Genomic DNA, 18600 nt, shown 5'->3' with positions numbered 1-18600 from the left:
CCATCATTCGCGCGAAGATGCCCTTGTCGCTCCACCGTTTCCATCGATTGTACAGCGTCTTGTGCGGTCCATAGGCGGCAGGGGCATCCCGCCACCGCAGACCATTGCGATTGATGAAGATAATCCCGCTCAACACACGCCTGTCATCGACGCGCGGCTTGCCGTGGGGCTTCGGGAAGAAGGGCTCCAGACGCGCCATTTGCGCATCCGTAAGCCAGAAGAGATCAGACATGTTCACCGCTCGTTTTTGAACCGTGAATCACGCCGCAAAACGGAAATCAATGGGTCCTGACCCTAGAACTCTTGGGATGGACGGCTAATACCTACTGTGATCCTATGCTGTCGCAGTTCATGGGCATTCAATGCGATCAGCTTCGTATATTGTAGGTATTTTGGTAGCCATTGCCGCCAGCATTGGCCTTTATTTGGTTTCTTACCAGTACTTCGTTTCGGAGGAGCTTTCGAAAGCTCAGGGCCGGCTCTCTCTCTACCAAAGCTCGGTAAACAGCGAACTCGAACGATTTTCCCACCTCACATATGTGCTGTCACAGGATTCCTTTGTAATTGGAACGGCCGAAGGAGACGGCACCGGAGCTTTAAACCGACGCCTTGAGGATTTTGCGGAGCGGGCGGAGCTGGATGCTATCTACCTGATGGACGAAGACGGGATCACGATTTCCGCATCGAACTACCGCGACACAGGGAGCTTTGTTGGCCAGAACTACGCTTTCCGCCCATATTTCCAAAGTGCCATTTCTGGTAAACAGGGCCGCTTCTATGCCATCGGGGCGACGACTGGTCTGCCAGGATACTTCATCGCCAACGCAGTGCTTGACGACCAGGGAGATTCAACTGGTGTCATAGCGATTAAGATCGATTTCTCTAATCTTCAGGATAGTTGGAAAAACTCGGGCGAACAGGTTCTTTTGGCCAATGAAGACGGTGTCATTCTGCTTTCTTCGAACTCGGATTGGCAATATCGCGCGTTGACGCCATTGTCAGAACCACAGCGAGAGCGAATTCGAAACGCCCGGCAGTTTCCGGGGCAAGCCTTAGATGCGTTGGATTGGGTTGAGTTGCCAGGAGATCAGGCCAGAATTGCGGGGACGAAGCGCTTGCATCTTGCAGCAACGGATTTGCCTCATGGCTGGTCGCTTCACTATTTTGCAAGTGACGATCAGGCTGTAGCGCGCAGTTGGCTTGTAACTGCAGTTTTTGTCCTCTTGGCGGGGCTCACATTTATCTACTTCCAGATACAACGTGCGAGACGCGTCAGCGCTGCTTTGGCGCGGTCCGAAGAGGAAGAAGCAATGCTGCGCGAAGCAAATGAAAGGCTTGCCATCGAAATCGACGACCGCAAGACAGCCGAGCGGAGCCTCAGACGCACCCAGGGCGAGTTGGAGCGCGCAAGCCGACTGGCCGCTCTTGGGCAACTATCCGCGTCGGTCACGCATGAGCTGGGCCAGCCCATCGCGGCGATGCGCAATCATCTGGTGGCTGCAGAGATTTCATCTTCCGGGGAAACCAAGCTGCCACAAAAAATCGGCAGCCTGGTTGACAGGATGGAAGGGATCACACGCCAATTACGGTTTTTTGCACGGTCGGAGAGTGAGGCGTTCGACGACGTAGACTTACGCACTTCGGTTAATGCCGCGTTGGCTCTGGTTGCCCCAAACATCGAACAAGGCAAGGTGAAAATCTCAATTGATGCGTCGACTGGTCCGGCGTTTATCCGGGGCAGTGCCCTGCGGATCGAACAGGTCATCACAAATCTTTTGCGCAATGCCATAGATGCTACGGATGAAGCGGATGCGCCTGAAATCCATATCGCTGTCATGGCTTCTGATGATGAGGTCGTGTTGGAAATTCAGGACAACGGTCACGGGTTGGGCGAGGCAACGCTGGCAGAGTTGCAAGAGCCATTTGTAACCACAAGAGAGAGCGGGAGAGGCATGGGCTTGGGACTGGCCATTTCCACCAGCATTGTCAAAGATCACGATGGCACAATGACGGCCCGAAATCGAAATGGCGGCGGAACAATTTTCCGTGTCACCTTCCCGATAGCCTCAAATACTGAAGAAACGGACGAATGAACCTGCAGCAACCCTTCAAAGTTCTGGTCGTTGATGATGACAAATCGATGCGACAATCTCTTGTCGAGTTGCTTGAAGCTGCCGACTGGTCTGTCAACGCCTTGCCACGCGCGACCCAGGTGACGGAGCATCTGGCCAACGCCTCGCCCGATGTCATTTTATCCGATGTGCGTATGCCCGGCATGTCGGGACTTGAATTGCTGGCCAGCCTGGACAGGCATGTGGCGCCTCCGGTGGTATTGATTTCGGCACATGGTGATATCCCGATGGCGGTTCAGGCCATACAGGACGGGGCATATGGGTTCATCGAAAAGCCATATGAACCACGGCGATTGCTTACGGTGCTGAGGCACGCGGCCGAACAATACCGAATGCGAAGAAGTAATGCCCGCCTCAAAGACCGTCTGTTCAAACTGTCAGGCCTTGACCGCATCCTGCTGGGCCAAACGGACGCCATTACAGACTTGCGACAAGAAGTACTTGATCTTGCTGATACGTCGGTTGCGGTTTTGTTGCAGGGAGATACGGGCACCGGGAAAGAGCTGGTTGCTCATGCTTTACATGATTTGGGCCGCTCGCCGGAGGCACCGTTTCTGGCGCTGAATTGCGCCGCATTGTCGGCCGATACATTTGAAGCGGAAATGTTCGGCGTCGCGGATGAATCCGACGGAAGGCTTGGGGCGGCATCGGGTGGGACCTTGTTTCTGGATGAAATCTGCTCGTGCCCACCAGCGGCGCAGGCCAAGCTGTTAAGGGTCATCGAAGATCAACAAGTGCTGCCGGTGGGGGCGGTGTCGCCGGTGCCGGTAAGCTTCAGGGTCGTGTCAGCAACCAACGAAGACGTTGTACTGGCGGCCGAGGAAGGCCGCCTGCGTCAGGACCTTTTGTTTCGATTGAATACTGTCGTCCTGTCCTTACCCCCGCTTAGACAAAGACGGGATGATCTGGTTCTGTTGGCAACGCATTTCTTAAACGAATACGCGCAGGTTTATGAGATAGACGTACCAGAACTTGATCAGGACGATTTGGCGGCTCTGCTTGCACATGACTGGCCCGGCAATGTGCGTGAATTGCGCCATGTCTGCGAACGGCGCATTTTGGCGGCCCGACGCGGAGGCGGTTCGGTGGCGCAGGCTATCCAAAGCGATCAGCACTTCGACGAAGTGCCGGATACCCTGCGCGATGCCGTTGCCGCATTTGAACGCGAGCTCATAGGCAAAGCCATCAAGGCGCATAAAGGCCGCATGGATGCCGCCGCCGAAGCGCTTGGGATTGGCCGCCGGACGCTCAACGAAAAGATCGTCAAACTTGGTCTCGATAAAGAGGCTCTGTTGTAGGCGAAAACAGCTCTGCGGAAATCCGCAGGGCGCCTGGGAAAACGCGCGCATTTTCCTTCATAGTCAGGACGCCGCGCATTCTGAATACTCCGCCCAAACGAATTGCATGATCTGGGAGGAGCCACTATGCGCAAACACCTTAACCGGGCGGCCATTGCCGCCTTGTCGCTGACCGTTGCATCCGAAGCACTGGCTGTCGAATGGAACGTATCCCTGTGGGGCAAGCGTCGTGCTTTCACAGAGCATGTCGAAAAGCTGGCTGAACTGGTGAACGAAAAGACCAACGGTGAGTTTACCCTGAACATCAGTTATGGTGGCCTGTCGAAGAACAAAGAAAACCTCGATGGGATTTCGATTGGCGCGTTTGAAATGGCCCAGTTCTGCGCTGGCTATCACCGCGACAAGAACCCCTCGATCACTGTCTTGGAACTGCCGTTTCTGGGCGTGACATCCCTTGAACAGGAAGTCGACTTGTCGATGGCTGTTTATCAACACCCGGCAGTCGTCGAGGATTTGGCACGCTGGGACGCGACTCTGCTGATGCCGTCGCCGCTACCGCAGTACAACCTTGTCGGGGTAGGTGACGCGCCGAAATCTCTGGCCGATTTTGAAGGTCTGAGTGTGCGCGCCACCGGCGGTATCGGTAAAGCGATGGAGACGGTCGGCGCAGTTCCGACTTCGATGTCCGCATCCGAAGTACGTCAGGCAATGGACAGCGGCATCGTCAAAGCCGTCAGCTTTGCACCACACGCCCATATGTCCTTTGGCACTATTGAAAACGGTACGTGGTGGACGACGAACCTGAACCCCGGAACCGTCAACTGCCCGGTCGTCGTGAATACTCTGGCACTGGAAGATCTGTCCGATGAACATCGTAAAGCTCTGCTGGGGTCGATAGACGAAGCGCTGGATCACTACGTTTCCCAATACCAAACCAAAACGATGGAAGCTTGGGGCCCCGAGCTGGATCAACGCGGCATCGAACGGGTCACATTCAGCGATGAAGAAATCGCGGCATTCAAAGAGGCCGCCGCCGCACCCGCAGCAGAAGCCTGGATTGCGGAAAACACCGAACGCGGTCTTCCGGCGCAAGAGCTCTATGACCTCGTGGCCGGAAAGATCGCCAACGGTAGCTAATCCACTCACCACCCGACGTCGGCCAAGCTGGCGTCGGGTGCTTATTCCCCTGATAGCGGAGCACAACGATGGCCGGGTCATCCCTGGTGCTGTCCGACGACAGCCGTCTCAGCATTCTCGATCAACATCTCTACAAACTGGAGAGCTTTCTGGCCTTGATCAGCGGTCTTGCGGTTTTCTCTCTGATGGTCATGGCCGTTGTCTCCGTCGGTGGTCGGAACATCGCCAATGTGCCGCTTCCCGGGTATGTCGACTGGATTGAACAGGCCATGCCGTTGATTGCCTTCATGGGGATATCTTATGCGCAGCGCGATGGCGGCCACATCCGAATGGACATGTTCGTTGGTGCACTTAAAGGCCGAACGCTCTATATCGTTGAATTCGTTACAACCGCCGTCATTCTGGCGCTGATCGTCTTGCTGATCTGGGGGAGCTGGGCGCACTTCGCGCGCAGTTTCGACTATGGTGCCCCACTGTGGAGCCGCGACAGTTCCATTGACATCAGTATCCCGCTGTGGCCCGCCAAGCTGTTGGCACCCGTCGCCTTCAGCGTGCTTTGCATAAGGCTCTTTCTGCAGCTCTGTGCCTACGGTCGTGCGATTCGCCATCCTGACCAGCCGCCTATCGCCGTCCCGTTGATTCCCGATGCCGCCACCCAGGCTGCAATGGAAGCCGAGCATGTCTCGGGCCACGACAACTGAGGTAAATTCTGATGGAACCCATTGAAATTGGTCTGATCGTCTCGGGCGGAATGCTTGTTCTTGTGGTGCTGGGTATGCGCGTGGCATTTGCTGCCGCAACGGCCGGAATGGTTGGCCTGATCTGGATCTTCTGGGCCAAGTTTGGGTACGACCCAGCGCGGTTCGGCAAGGCTGTGACTGTAGCCGTCAAAACAGCGGGGCAGGTGCCGCATTCCAAGATTTCGAGCCAGGCGCTGAGCCTTATCCCGACCTTCATCCTGATTGGCTACCTCGCCTACTACGCGGGCCTGACCAAAGCACTGTTCGAGGCCGCCAAGCGATGGCTGGCATGGGTTCCTGGCGGGCTGGCGGTGTCGACCGTCTTTGCCACCGCCGGGTTCGCTGCGGTTTCCGGAGCCTCGGTTGCCACATCCGCCGTTTTCGCCCGCATCGCCATCCCCGAGATGCTGAAGATCGGCTACGACAAGCGCTTTGCTGCAGGTGTCGTCGCTGCAGGCGGCACATTGGCGTCGCTCATCCCTCCTTCGGCCATTTTGGTCATATACGCGATTATCGTGGAACAGGACGTGGGCAAACTGCTGTTAGCCGGTTTCATTCCGGGCATGTTCTCAGCTTTGATCTATGGCTTGCTGATCATTGGCATGGCTGTTGTGATCAAAGACTTTGGTCCCGCAGTCTCAGGCTTTACATGGAAAGAGCGTTTCATGTCTCTTCCGCCCGCACTGCCTATCTTGTTTGTCGTCGTTACCATCATCTTCTTTGTCTACAACCCATTCGGAGGCGATGCTTGGGGCACGCCAACCGAGGGTGGCGCAATCGGTGCCTTCGTTGTCTTTCTGATGGCGCTATATCAGGGCATGCGTTGGTCCGAACTTAAAGACGCGTTGCTGGAGACGGCCAAGCTAAGCGTCATGATCTTTACCATCATCTGGGGCGTGCTGGTCTATGTTCGTTTTCTGGGTTTTGCCGAACTACCCAGCGCGTTCTCCGACTGGATCACCTCGCTTGAGATGTCACCAATGCTCATTCTGATCTGTATCCTGCTGGCTTATGCTGTACTGGGCATGTTCATGGATGCGATAGGTATGCTGCTGCTGACGTTGCCCGTAGTTTACCCAGCCGTCATGGCGTTGAACGGTGGTGAAGCGGTAAGTGCGGCCGATAGTACCTTTGGAATGTCCGGCCCGATGTGTGCCATCTGGTTTGGCATTCTGGTAGTCAAAATGGCCGAGTTTTGCCTGATCACCCCACCTATCGGGCTGAATTGCTTTGTAGTGGCTGGCGTGCGTGATGACCTAAGCGTTCAGGATGTTTTTAAAGGTGTAACGCCTTTCTTTCTGGCGGATGCAGCGACGATCGCAATGCTCGTTGCGTTCCCTGCTATCGTTCTGTGGCTTCCTGGACAGGTTTGAATTACATGGGATGATTTTTGAGCGCGGATTGCCGGTGCGGCTTAGACAAAGATGCAAGATGCGTGCCATTCATGAATAAGCAACGGCGACCAATAGCATAGATAGCTGGCGTCATTATTTGTTCAGTCATGTAAAGGCGTGTCGGCTGATTTGGGCCGTTCGCATGATCAGCTATTGGTGGGGCAGGGGACCTTTCTGCAACGGCACCGGAGCCTGTTGTGAGCCCAAAGCAGAATCTTGAGAGATAGTGGAAAGAGCACTCCGCCGTCACCACGGCGAAGTGCTGAATAGTGTGTGTCTAGCTGCCCTTCGTCGAGCGTGCGAAATCCTGTAGAACGGTAACTCACGGTCTGCGGGACGGAGCCGACTTTTGCTCACGCCGCTTTTGCTGACGCAGAAACCCCTCGCAGGCGCGACACGCCATTTGTTGCATCGCAGAGGATTTCTCGTTTGCAGTCATTCATCGGCGCAAAATTCAGCCAATTCAAAACCGCCTTTTCGCTGCAGCTGGGTCCGGCAATCGAGGAGCGGACAAATTGGACTTTCCCATTGAAAATTTGAATGTCCGCTCTGCACGGCTGAGATAATCGGGCAGTTCAAAGTTTCATAGACATCTCATGCCAAGTCATTCCTCCATGGTCAGAAGTCGATGGCTGTAAATAGCTGTATCCAAAATTCTCGTAGAGTGGGACGTGATGCTCTTTGCACATGAGATGGATTGTGGATTTACCCATCCTTTTCATGCGCCCCACGAATTCGACCATCAATGCCCGTGATAGACCCTTGCCCTGATGCGCGGGATCAACAACAACAGACATTATTACGACATTTGGGGCGTCGGGGTCGTGGCCAACAAGCTCTTTGAACTCTTCATCAGACATTTCGACTTCATGAGCACATCCGCTATTTACAAAGCCAACTATCTCGCCTTCCACCAAAAGAACTAGGAAGCCATTGGGATAGACCTCAATCCTTTTAGAAATCTTTTCGAGCGTTGCTGCCTCGTCGCCTTCGTAGGCATCAATCTCTATTTCAAAGCAGCGAGTTGCGTCGGCAGGTTTGGCGTTTCGAAATTCTCTCATGTGCCTACACTATTCGGGATGGATAGAGTTGCAACGCCGCCGTTCGTACTCATCGCAGCATTGGTTACTGAGGGCTCACTCCCTGGTTTCGCCGCCTGAAGCGCGAACTATGGCTCCTGATTTCCCAACGTCCGCGCATTGAACAATAAGACACAAGATCAAAGACTTGACCCGATCCTCCTGTGGCCGGTTTCGATCAGCCGATCACAACGGCATTGCCGCGCGAGCATCGGGCCGCGCTGAGCCCAATCTGTCTTATGCTGCAGAACAGTCGAATGTCCGCTATTCTCTCAGGCGATCATCACGGTACGCGCCATCGCAATGACCTTAAGCCAGCGTGGAATAAACCTCGGCAATTCGTTGAAAGGTCCAAAAGCAGGCCATAGCCGCACATCCACCGGCTAAGCCCACTCGTAGGGACATCCACAAACTGGATCTCACGCGCCGACACATTATCAAGGCAGGCCAGAGCGCAAGAATTATGGCGACCTGGCCAAGCTCGACGCCTAAATTGAAAGCAAGCAGGCTCTACCAGATATCTGGGGATGTAACCTGCAAAATCTTGTGCAACACAAAGCTGAATCCAAGACCATGCAAGAGGCCAATCAGCGTTGTCAAAAGTACCATCGCGAATTCAGAACGCGCGCGGTCCTTGAAGCTCATAAACGCCGCTGCGGCTGCAAAAATGATAGAAAGCGCGATCCCGGTTTCGACGGCAGGAACAAACCACACGCCCGACGGCACAAACCCGAAAAACCCCAGCGACAGCGTTACGCTATGCCCCACGGTAAAACCGGTTGCACGCAGTAATAGCGCCCTGAGTGTTTGCGCCCCAATGACCAAACACACAACAAACAGAACATGATCCTAACCTTCGAGGATATGTCGTGTGCCTTCCCAGACAAAACTCAGGAATCCTCCGTACCCTTCTTGCTGAACCTCCACAGGGTCGGTCATCAGACCCCGAGACTGGAAAATCTGCGGTGTGTCAGACGCGTAATCGAGAATGAGGTTCGCCGTTTGGTCCTGATCCGGCAAACCGGGGTCCAGCACGTTGGCAATGCTGTACGATTGGACCGGGCCGTCAGTGTCATAATGCAGGACGAGATCGACAATCGTGTCACCAACAAAAAGCGGTGGCGTTAAGGCCGTTTCGGTGTCTACTGCCTGTTGAGCCTCGGCTAAAGTTGCAAATCCGGGCTCAATTCCAACGCGATGCAAGCGAACGGCCTCAACTGTTCCTCTTAAGCGGTGGTCGTCGATCAACAGGTGCAACCCACCTTCGGCGATTTGCCCCAGCCCGTTGGGATCGCTCATTACAGCTTGCAAGTCGACAAAATGGACCAACTGACTGTTACTCATGGCATTGGTCGTGAATGGTGCAGCATCTGGCAGAGCGTCATCGTCCTGCTCGCCGACCTTGTCCGCAACCAGATAGGGCATGGGTGTACGCATAAAGACGCGCAGATTATCCACGGAATGCTCGACATGCGTTACGCGGACATTGAGATTCAGCAAAAAATGCGCCGAGGCTGACAGCGTCAGTGACAAAATCAAGCTGACAAAAAAATACCGAAAGCAAAAACCTTTGGTCTTAAACACTTATGCAATTGGATCGCGAGCCTCGATTACAGTTAGTCCATCCAACTCCCATTGCCCGGCTTCTGGTATAACTTCAACCAGCGCCCTGAACGTAACGGCGCGTATGTGGGCGTGCCCCCAATGGCCGCCTTCGACTTTCACGGTCAATCTGACCAGAGTGCTAAATCCACCCGGTTTGAGGGTCGGATCAATGCGTTCTAATTTCAGGTCGCTAACATCGGTAACTGTAGCAAGACTGCCTCCTAGCGTTCGGTCGCGAGGCCACGTTCTGAGCAGCCTCATCTGACTGGTCCAAGTTGATTGTTAGTGCATCATTGGCCTGTGATCCATTGAGATGATGGTTTCGGGAGCTGGCGGGCGGTAGCCCAGTGCACTGTGGGGTCGACCTGCTGACTGAACGCGCCGGACCTCGCACTCAATGGCTGGTTGAGGTTTGGGGGATGATTGGTGTGATCCTGGTCGCTGCGGCTGTTCTCTACAGCGCGGTGATTATGGTGCAGTTCTCATACGATTTCGGGATCTATTCAGACGGGTATCTGAGCGTTCAAATGTGGATTCCGCAAGGCTTCCTACTCATCGGCATGATGATACTAATCCTTGCGGCTCTGGCTCGCATCTTTACGCTTCTGACGGTGCGCCGACCATGAGGACGTTTCTTATTTTGGCCGGTCTGATTGTCCTCTTGCTCACGGGTATGCCAATCTTTGCCGGGCTCGGGCTTACATCGCTAATCAAAATGATGCTGACGGAGGGCAACGTGAACAGCGCGGCTGATACGGTGTTTGCCAAACTGAACAACGGACTTCTTACGGCTATACCGATGTTTGCTTTCTTGGCTCACGTGATGATCCGTGCCGGCGTGGTTAAGGACCTTTACGATGCAGCAAATGCAATGGTCGGCCATTTGCGTGGTGGACTTGGGGTCGCCACGATCCTCTCCTGCACCATATTCGCAGCCATTTCCGGTTCGTCTGTAGCCACAGCACTTACTATTGGCTCGAAGGCTATCTCGCAGATGAAGCGCTTCAACTACAGCCCCAGCAATTCCTACGGTGTGATTGCAGCGGGCGGTACGCTCGGGATTCTGGTTCCTCCCTCTGGGCCTCTTATTCTCTATGCCATTGTAACCGAGGCCTCGATCGGAGCTCTTTTCCTAGCCGGGTTGGTGCCGAGTATCATGATGGCTGTCATATTCGCGGTTTGGGCGATGGTCAGCGCTGGGTTTGGGGGCACGGCTGTCTCTCAACCATTTGCAGGTATGGGCGTTATTTGGTCACGTATGAGACAGTCGATCTGGGCCTTATTGATGCCACCGGTGGTTTTGGGCGGAATCTACCTCGGAGTATTTACGGCTACTGAAGCAGCTTCTATTGGCTGCCTTTACGCGCTGTTCATCAGTGTAGTTGTTTACCGCAATTTCGGTCTGAACGACCCTTGGGTGACTGCGTTTGAAACAGTGCGCACAACGGCGATGCTGTTCATGATCCTGGCTGCTGCGGCGCTGTTTGGTCACGCCGTAACCATTATTCGCCTGCCCATAAAGATCGTCGAACAAGTGACGGCAATGGGCCTCAGCCCCGCCATGTTTGTCGTAGCTGTTATGCTGCTCATTCTGGTGCTGGGCATGTTTTTGGAGACCATCTCGATCATCCTGATCACGACGCCAATCGTTTTTCCTGTCATGCTGGCATTGGGGATCGATCCAATTTGGTACGGCATCCTGCTAATGATCAACCTCGAACTTGCGCTGATCACACCTCCCGTGGGGATGAATCTCTTCGTCATCAAGGGCATTGCCAAAGCCCCTTTGTACGAGGTCATTCGCGGCGCCTTGCCATATGCAGCGCTAATGCTGCTGGGCCTGATCCTCGTCTTTGCATTCCCACCTTTGTCCACGTGGCTTCCCGAGGCGGCGGGGTTCGGCGGCTAAGCAACGCGTTCATGAAACTCCTTGAGTATTACCCTTTTCATCCTTAACGCCATATCTCAATAGGATTGGACCCCATGGCTAGGGCTCGTTTGAGACACTAACCGTATACTTTCTGGGTCAGAAATGCCCGACGTTTAGGTCAGAATTGAATGACGTGATCCTCCGACTCATTGAGGTTTTGGCTGTCAATTGATTCAAAGGTCAGTGACGTTCCACCTTTCTTGGTCTGGTCGTCATTTTGTGGATCAGTGTCGGAAACAGTGAACTCTCTCCCCGTATTTCCCAAGTAGCATAGCTTTGACAGCGAACGTTGTCAGTCACAGAAGCTGTCAAACGGGCCCGACCCGGAGCTGTTTTTAGACCGGTGTCATTACCGAAGGGAGTTGATCATGGCGAAACTACTTGATCCGTTTCAGCTCAAGCACCTGACGCTGCGCAACCGTATCGTCAGCACCTCTCACGCGCCCAATTACGTCGAAGATGGTCATCCGCGAGACCGTTACAGGCTGTATCACGAAGAAAAGGCCAAGGGTGGCGTCGCCCTGACAATGATCGGAGGATCGACGAATATCGCTGCCGACAGCCCCTCGGTATTCGGCCAGCTTTATGCCGGCGACGACAGTATCGTTCCCTGGTTTCGGAAGCTCACGGATGGCGTGCATCTGCATGGGGCCGCTATCATGTGTCAAATCACTCATATGGGACGCCGTACTGCTTGGGATGATGGGCATTGGTTGCCGGTTATTGCCCCGTCCGGCGTTCGCGAACGCGCGCACCGCGCCTTTCCCAAAGTAATGGAACAAGAGGACATTGAACGAGTGATCGGCGATTATGCCGCTGCGGCGCGACGTTGTCAGCAAGGCGGGTTCGATGGGATCGAGCTTCTGTCCCACTCGCATTTGCTGGGCCAGTTTCTGTCTCCGTTCACCAACCAACGCGACGATGCCTTTGGTGGAACGTTGAAGAACCGCATGCGCCTGACCCTGCAGGTATTGGATGCGGTGCGCGCCGAGGTCGGTCCGAAGTTCATACTGTCCATGCGCATCACCGGCGATGAGTTGATTGAGGGCGGGCTGAGCGCCGAGGACTGCATTGCCGCCGCCCGGATGCTGGAAGATAGTGGCCATGTCGACCTGCTCAACATCCTGGTCGGGGCGCCCTACGATGACCTTGGCCTTGCTGAATGGGTGCGCCCTATGGGTCTGCCAGCCGCTCCGCATATTACTGTGGCCGGACGCATCCGCGAAGCCGTCAACCTGCCGATCCTACATGCAGGCGGCATCGCAGACATTGCAACGGCTCGCCACGCGGTTACAGGCGGCCATGTCGATCTGGTCGGCATGACGCGCGCCCAAATGGCTGATCCTTATTTGGTGGCAAAACTGGCACGCGGGGAAGAGGATCGTATCCGTACCTGTGTCGGCCTCGGGTATTGCGTGGACCGGGTCAATCAGGGCAAGCCCGCCGTGTGCGGACACAATGCCGCCACCGGGCGGGAGCAAACTTTACCCCATGTCATTCCTGCCAGCCGCACCCGAAGGAAGGTGGTTGTCGTCGGCGGCGGACCTGGCGGGCTGGAGGCAGCGCGGGTCAGTGCCTTGCGCGGTCACGATGTGGTTTTGTTCGAGGCGTCAGATCGGCTGGGGGGGCAGCTTGTTTTGGCAGCCAAGGGCGGGACACGCAGGCAGATATGGGGTGTCGCCGATTGGTTGATTTCCGAGGTGACCACCCTTGGTGTTGATCTCCGCATGAATACCTTTGTCGAGGCCGGTGACGTGTTTAGAGAAGCCCCGGATTTAGTCATAGTTGCTACCGGAGGATGGCCCGAGCCAGTATCCATTCCAGGCGGCGATCTGGCGCTCTCCAGTTGGGAGGTTCTGTCCGGAGAAGCGCGTGTCTCGGGCGAAGTTCTATTGTTCGACGAAATTGGAGACCATCCCGCGGCAGTCACGGCCGACATGTTGGCAGGCGCTGGCCACAGCGTCGAACTTGTGACCCCCGACCGGGCGATTCTGCATGACCTTGGCCCAACGACCTCTGCCGTTGCTTTGCGCGATCTGGCAGCCAACGGGGTGACCTTTACCTGCCTCCACGAACTCCGTGCTCTAAGCCAAGAGGGAAACCGGGTGTGCGCCAGCCTGCGCAATGTCTTGACCGGTGATACCACCAAGCGTCTTGTCGACCACGTGGTTGTCGAGCAAGGTCTAATCCCGACGGACGCGCTCTATCACGATCTAAAGCCAAGTTCGCGAAACCTTGGGCAGGTCGATCACAAGGCGCTGATCAATGGTTCATTCCCGTTCAGGGAAGACGAGCCGGATGGCCAGTTCTATCTGGCCCGAATTGGTGACGCGATCGCAGGCCGCAATATGCACGCCGCGATTCTCGACGCTATGCGTATTTGCTGTTTGGCCTGAGCTGCGCTCCGAGCATTTTCATCAGTTGCGGCGAAGGCAAAGCTGTACCTCGGCCCGCATCGAAAAACCTTCAGGAAAGCAGAAGTTCACAGCACTCGCACAGAGACCTAGTTTGCAGGCGAAAAGCAGACCTTAAGTTCGAAATACGATGCTTGCTCTACGCTGGAGGAAGCGGCCGCCTCTACAAAGGGCTGCCTAAACAATGCGGCATCAAAATACGCTCCCGATACTCAAACTTGGTGCTGTAAACAGGCTTGGCGGTTCAAATCCCACCGGTGCAAAAAACCAATGCTCGTTGAATTTTCTTGCAGAACCAACAGTACAGTGTTGAGATTGCTTCTGTCATTGGGAGGCTGGTCGGATGTTGATCTGGCCAACGCAAGTAGATCAACTAGCGACTTAGAGCGACCGCCACTAGCGACGAATTGACGAGTATCGCGCTGAAGATTTCGGCACGACACATAGGGGAGGAAAGAAATTGAAAAATCTGACGACGACGCTGGCGGGATCGCTGATAGCATTTGCGGCTTCGCTAACTGCGGCCCAAGCTGAGAAGCTGACGTTTTACTGCTCGGCACAGGAAGATTGGTGTCAACTCATGGCGCGCAGTTTCGAGGATGCCACCGGCATAGACGTCAATATGACCCGCAAGTCCTCGGGCGAGACGTTTGCACAAATTCGCGCGGAAAGTTCTAACCCTAAAGGCGATGTATGGTGGGGCGGTACCGGTGATCCCCATTTGCAAGCTGCCGAAGAAGGCCTGACGATGGAATACGTGTCGCCGATGCGTGACCAGCTTCACGACTGGGCAATCTCGCAGGCTGAAAGTGCAGGTAACAAAACCATCGGAATTTATTCAGGCGCACTCGGCTACGGATACAACTCCGACCTCTTGGCCGCGAACAGCCTGCCTGAGCCCGCATGTTGGAAAGACTTGCTGAAGCCCGAGTATAAAGGGCACGTGCAAATGGCGAACCCGAATTCCTCGGGCACCGCTTATACGACGCTTGCCTCGATGGTTCAGATATTTGGCGAAGACGACGGCTTTGAGTTCATGAAGGGCCTGCACTCGAACATCAACCAATACACCAAGTCGGGTTCGGCCCCAATCAAGGCCGCCGGCCGGGGTGAGAACACCATCGGCATCGTCTTTATGCATGATGCGGTCAAGCAGGCCGTATCAGGTTTTCCGGTCAAGGTCGTGGCCCCATGCGAGGGCACAGGCTATGAGATCGGTTCGATGTCGATCATTGACGGCGCTCGAAATGAAGAAGAAGCCAAAAAGTTCTATGACTGGGCGCTCAGCCCCGAGGCCCAGAACCTTGCGCTTGAGGTTAACGCCTTCCAGGTTCCGTCCAACAAAAATTCGGAGACCTCTGAAAGCGCACCTGACATGAGCCAGATCAAGCTTATTGACTATGACTTCAAAAAGTACGGCTCGTCTGACGAACGCAAGCGTCTCTTGCAGAAATGGGACGAAGAGGTCTCAGTACTGCCACAGTAAGTGACTGACACCACACCAAAAACGAACCACCCGGTTCTGATCTTCTGGATTGTTGCCGGGTGGGTCGGTTTCTGTCTGCTGCCATGGTTCATGGTGGAGGATGGCATTTGGTCATTCGTATGGCTGGTCGATGGATATCCGTTCGATGAAGATTATGCGCCCGCCGCTTTCCTGATCGGACAGGGCGAAAAGCTGTGGCTTACGCCGCTTTTGGTCCCGCTTACCTTGCCTTTGTTGATACTCGGCAAACCAAAGTCCGATCCACAATACGCACGTATCCTGATTTTGGCTGGTGCCTTGGGTTTTGGCTGGCTGATTGCGCAAGGGTTCTCAATTGGCATTCGAGGGTTCAATTTCGACTGGATGAAGGCGCTGTTCGGAGAACCGAAGATCCGCCAGTTCGGCATGGGATACGGCGCGATGATCTGCGCCACAGCGTTTCTGTTCCTTTTAACTCAGGGTATTGCAGCGCGCGGCGCTATCAATGGCGACGTTTTCGTCGTCAGCGCTATTGGTGGCGTAATCACCATTGTTACAGTTTTCGTCTTCTTTCCAATTGCGAAGATGTTGTTTGCCGCCTTCGTTACCGAAGATGGTGCCTATTCAGTTTCGGTTTTTGCCTCGAAGTTCTTTGATGACCGACTTTGGGGCTTGGGCTGTTTTGCCGGTGCCAAATGCGGCGCCGCGTGGAACTCTCTGTTTCTTGCAGTTCTTGTGGGCTTCATCACGACGGCACTTGGACTATGTTTTGCACTTGTCGTCACACGGTCAGGTTTTCGTTTTAAACGCGGGATGCGCGCGCTGACAGTTTTGCCGATTATCACACCGCCCTTCGTGATTGGTCTTGCACTGATCCTGCTGTTTGGGCTTTCCGGTTCGGTCACCAAATTTGTTGCCGAGATCTTTGGCGTGCAGCCTACGCGCTGGCTTTATGGTATGCCCGGGGTGCTGATCGCTCAGACTCTGGCATTTACGCCGATCGCCTTTCTGGTTTTGATCGGGGTGGTCGAAGGGGTGTCACCTTCGATGGAAGAGGCCGCCCAAACCCTTCGAGCCAATCGTTGGCAAACATTCAAAACCGTGTCCCTGCCTCTGATGCGTCCCGGCCTGGCCAATGCCTTCCTGCTTGGGTTCATCGAATCCATGGCCGATTTTGGCAACCCACTTGTCTTGGGCGGAAACTTCGATGTGCTTTCGACTGAGATATTTTTTGCCATCGTCGGTGCGCAATACGATCAGGGCCGGGCTGCTGTTCTGGCCATGGTGCTGCTGTTCTTCACACTTTCCGCCTTCTATGCGCAGCGCGCGTGGCTGGGGAAAAAGAGTTATACCACCGTTTCCGGCAAGGGCGACGCGGGTGTGCACCCCTTGATGCCGCGCGGCCTTGCCATACCGGTTCTGGGCATTGCAATTGCCTGGGCGGTTTTCACTGCCGTGGTTTACGGGATGATCATCTATGGAAGTATCGTCGAACTGTGGGGCGTTGATAACTCGCTGACGTTCAAGCACTACGTCACAGCCTTTTCGGTTCGCTTCGAAGAAGAAGGTATTCGCTGGACCGGAGCCGCCTGGGACAGTTTCTGGACCACAATCACCATTGCTGCCATTGCCGCACCGTTGACGGCCGCCGTAGGGTTGGTCACTGCCTATCTGCTGACACGGCAAAGTTTTGCGGGAAAGAATGCGTTTGAGTTTGGTACGATGCTCTCTTTCGCCATTCCCGGCACGGTTATTGGCGTCAGCTATATCCTGGCATTCAACGTGCCCCCGATCGAGATCACTGGCACAGGCGTTATCCTTGTCGTCAGCTTTATCTTCCGCAATATGCCGGTTGGGGTTCGCGCGGGTATTGCGTCTATGTCACAATTAGACAAGTCGCTTGACGAGTCTTCGCTGACGCTCGGTGCAAATTCCTGGCAGACTTTCAGGCGGGTAATTCTTCCTCTTTTACGGCCCGCTATCCTAGCTGCGCTGGTTTACAGTTTTGTCCGGGCCATGACGGCGATTTCGGCGGTGATATTCCTTGTTTCAGCAGAGTATGACATGGCTACCAGCTACATTATCGGTCGGGTCGAAAACAACGATTACGGTCTTGCAATCGCATATTCCACAACGCTGATCTTCGTGATGTTGGCGGCAGTCGGGATGTTACAAATCCTCGTGGGCCGTGTTCAGATCGGGCGACGTACACAACTCGGGACAGAGAAAACGACATGACCGAAACGACTATAGCAAGTAAAGCCGCGCCTGTTCGTTTCGAGGGGGTTTCGAAAGTGTTCGGCAGGGATGTGGTGGCTGTCGACAGCATCGATCTACACGTCCAGGCCGGCAAGTTGGTGACGCTTTTGGGCCCTTCTGGTTGCGGCAAAACGACGACGTTGCGCATGATCGCAGGTCTGGAAATGGCGACCTCGGGCCGAATTCTGATCGGCGACCGAGACGTGACCAAATTACCCGCTACCGACCGTGACGTGTCGATGGTATTCCAATCCTACGCGCTTTTTCCTCATATGAGCGTGCTGGAAAACGTCACGTATGGGTTGACCTTTTCCGGCTTCGACAAGCGCGAGTCCCGATCGCGCGCGCTGCATGGGTTAGACTTGGTTGGCCTGAAGGGCTTCGACAACCGTTTGCCAAGTGAACTCTCCGGGGGGCAGCAACAGCGCGTTGCCGTCGCTCGTGCGTTGGTTTTGGAACCGCAGGTTTTGCTCTTTGACGAACCTCTCTCAAACCTCGATGCAAAACTGCGCCGCCAGGTGCGCGAAGATATCCGCGCCATTCAGCAAGATCTCGGTTTGACCGTCGTCTATGTGACTCACGATCAGGAAGAAGCCCTTGCCGTTTCAGATGAGATTGTCGTCATGCGCAACGCTGCCATCGCACAGATCGGCACGCCGCGTAAACTCTATGATGCGCCGGTTGACCGGTTTGTGGCCGATTTCATTGGTGAGGCTAACCTGATCAGCTGCACTATTTTTTCCGTCAAAGGCGATCTAGCCACGATCGAAATCGAGGGCTATCAACACACACTCCCCTCTCGTGGCCTAACGCCTGGTCCCGCAACACTGGCCGTGCGCCCGTCACGGATATTGATTGGATCTGATATCGGCATCCCGGCCAAAGTTGCCAAGGCGACCTATGTTGGCGTGCGGATGGAGTACACTCTGGCCGGTGCCTTCGGGCAGGTATTTGCTGTGCAGGACGACGTGGACGAGCCACTGGAAATCGGCTCGGAAGTCAAAATGTCTTTTGCCGAACGTGGCCCCGTTCTGTTGCCGGAAGGGTGACGTGGGTAAACTTTTAGTCGTCTCTCACCCGGAGGTCGTCCTTGAGCCAGAGAAACCAGTCACCGAATAGGGTTTGAGTGAAATTGGCCGCGCCCGAG

14 protein-coding genes and 1 pseudogene are annotated in these 18600 nt (G+C 54.9%); 11 read left to right on the top strand and 4 right to left on the bottom strand.

The annotated features are described in order from the left end of the window. Window positions 1-232 (bottom strand): transposase (locus AC2FH2_RS13305; protein ID WP_496729103.1); only part of this gene is annotated, 232 nt, incomplete at its 3' end. Window positions 233-362: 130 nt separating this feature from the next. Between AC2FH2_RS13305 and AC2FH2_RS13300 the strand changes: the two genes are divergently transcribed. The 5 genes from AC2FH2_RS13300 to AC2FH2_RS13280 all read left to right on the top strand — a co-directional run bounded on the left by AC2FH2_RS13300 (window position 363) and on the right by AC2FH2_RS13280 (window position 6680). Further along, the gene (locus AC2FH2_RS13300; protein WP_142637614.1) at window positions 363-2093 is read left to right on the top strand and encodes a sensor histidine kinase; all 1731 of its coding nucleotides are present in this window, start codon (window positions 363-365) and stop codon (window positions 2091-2093) included. Next, window positions 2090-3430, top strand: coding sequence for a sigma-54-dependent transcriptional regulator (locus tag AC2FH2_RS13295; protein ID WP_496694057.1), 1341 nt, complete (start codon window positions 2090-2092; stop codon window positions 3428-3430). Before AC2FH2_RS13300 ends, AC2FH2_RS13295 begins: the two co-directional genes overlap by 4 nt. Before the next feature lie 126 nt (window positions 3431-3556). Further along, window positions 3557-4567 (top strand): TRAP transporter substrate-binding protein DctP, encoded by a 1011-nt coding sequence (gene dctP, locus AC2FH2_RS13290; RefSeq protein WP_282022441.1) that lies wholly within the window; start codon window positions 3557-3559, stop codon window positions 4565-4567. A gap of 68 nt (window positions 4568-4635) precedes the next feature. Next, window positions 4636-5268, top strand: coding sequence for a TRAP transporter small permease subunit (locus tag AC2FH2_RS13285; RefSeq protein WP_496678085.1), 633 nt, complete (start codon window positions 4636-4638; stop codon window positions 5266-5268). Between the two features lie 11 nt (window positions 5269-5279). Then, entirely contained in the window at window positions 5280-6680 is a 1401-nt protein-coding gene (locus AC2FH2_RS13280; protein ID WP_142637621.1) for a TRAP transporter large permease, read from the top strand. Window positions 6681-7276: 596 nt separating this feature from the next. On the opposite strand, the gene AC2FH2_RS13275 is transcribed toward AC2FH2_RS13280, so the two are convergent. The 3 genes and pseudogenes from AC2FH2_RS13275 to AC2FH2_RS13265 form a co-directional block, all read right to left on the bottom strand. Next, window positions 7277-7762 (bottom strand): GNAT family N-acetyltransferase, encoded by a 486-nt coding sequence (locus AC2FH2_RS13275; RefSeq protein ID WP_496823903.1) that lies wholly within the window; start codon window positions 7760-7762, stop codon window positions 7277-7279. 327 nt (window positions 7763-8089) lie between these two features. Further along, window positions 8090-8620: pseudogene (locus AC2FH2_RS13270) on the bottom strand (HupE/UreJ family protein). A 9-nt stretch (window positions 8621-8629) separates the two neighbouring features. Beyond that, on the bottom strand, window positions 8630-9313 hold the full coding sequence (locus AC2FH2_RS13265) for a hypothetical protein (RefSeq protein WP_496708186.1): 684 nt from the start codon (window positions 9311-9313) through the stop codon (window positions 8630-8632). Window positions 9314-9732: 419 nt separating this feature from the next. Between AC2FH2_RS13265 and AC2FH2_RS13260 the strand changes: the two genes are divergently transcribed. The 6 genes from AC2FH2_RS13260 (at window position 9733) to AC2FH2_RS13235 (ending at window position 18502) form a co-directional block, all read left to right on the top strand. Then, on the top strand, window positions 9733-10011 hold the full coding sequence (locus AC2FH2_RS13260) for a TRAP transporter small permease subunit (protein ID WP_281995473.1): 279 nt from the start codon (window positions 9733-9735) through the stop codon (window positions 10009-10011). Window positions 10012-10025: 14 nt separating this feature from the next. After that, a complete protein-coding gene (locus AC2FH2_RS13255) occupies window positions 10026-11294 on the top strand; it encodes a TRAP transporter large permease (RefSeq protein WP_496823901.1) in 1269 nt (422 codons plus the stop codon). A gap of 389 nt (window positions 11295-11683) precedes the next feature. Continuing rightward, window positions 11684-13711, top strand: coding sequence for an oxidoreductase (locus tag AC2FH2_RS13250; RefSeq protein ID WP_496823899.1), 2028 nt, complete (start codon window positions 11684-11686; stop codon window positions 13709-13711). A 478-nt stretch (window positions 13712-14189) separates the two neighbouring features. Then, the gene (locus AC2FH2_RS13245) at window positions 14190-15215 is read left to right on the top strand and encodes an ABC transporter substrate-binding protein (protein WP_142637631.1); all 1026 of its coding nucleotides are present in this window, start codon (window positions 14190-14192) and stop codon (window positions 15213-15215) included. Continuing rightward, window positions 15216-17432, top strand: coding sequence for an ABC transporter permease (locus AC2FH2_RS13240; RefSeq protein ID WP_496823897.1), 2217 nt, complete (start codon window positions 15216-15218; stop codon window positions 17430-17432). After that, window positions 17429-18502 carry an ABC transporter ATP-binding protein gene (locus AC2FH2_RS13235; RefSeq protein ID WP_496823895.1) on the top strand — a complete coding sequence of 358 codons (1074 nt, stop codon included), beginning with the start codon at window positions 17429-17431 and terminating at the stop codon, window positions 18500-18502. Before AC2FH2_RS13240 ends, AC2FH2_RS13235 begins: the two co-directional genes overlap by 4 nt. Window positions 18503-18600 lie beyond the last annotated feature (98 nt).

The organism is Ruegeria sp. YTSA105, assembly GCF_059610225.1.
Note: the sequence above shows the minus strand (reverse complement) of the source record. Positions and strands in the feature narration are given on the sequence as shown.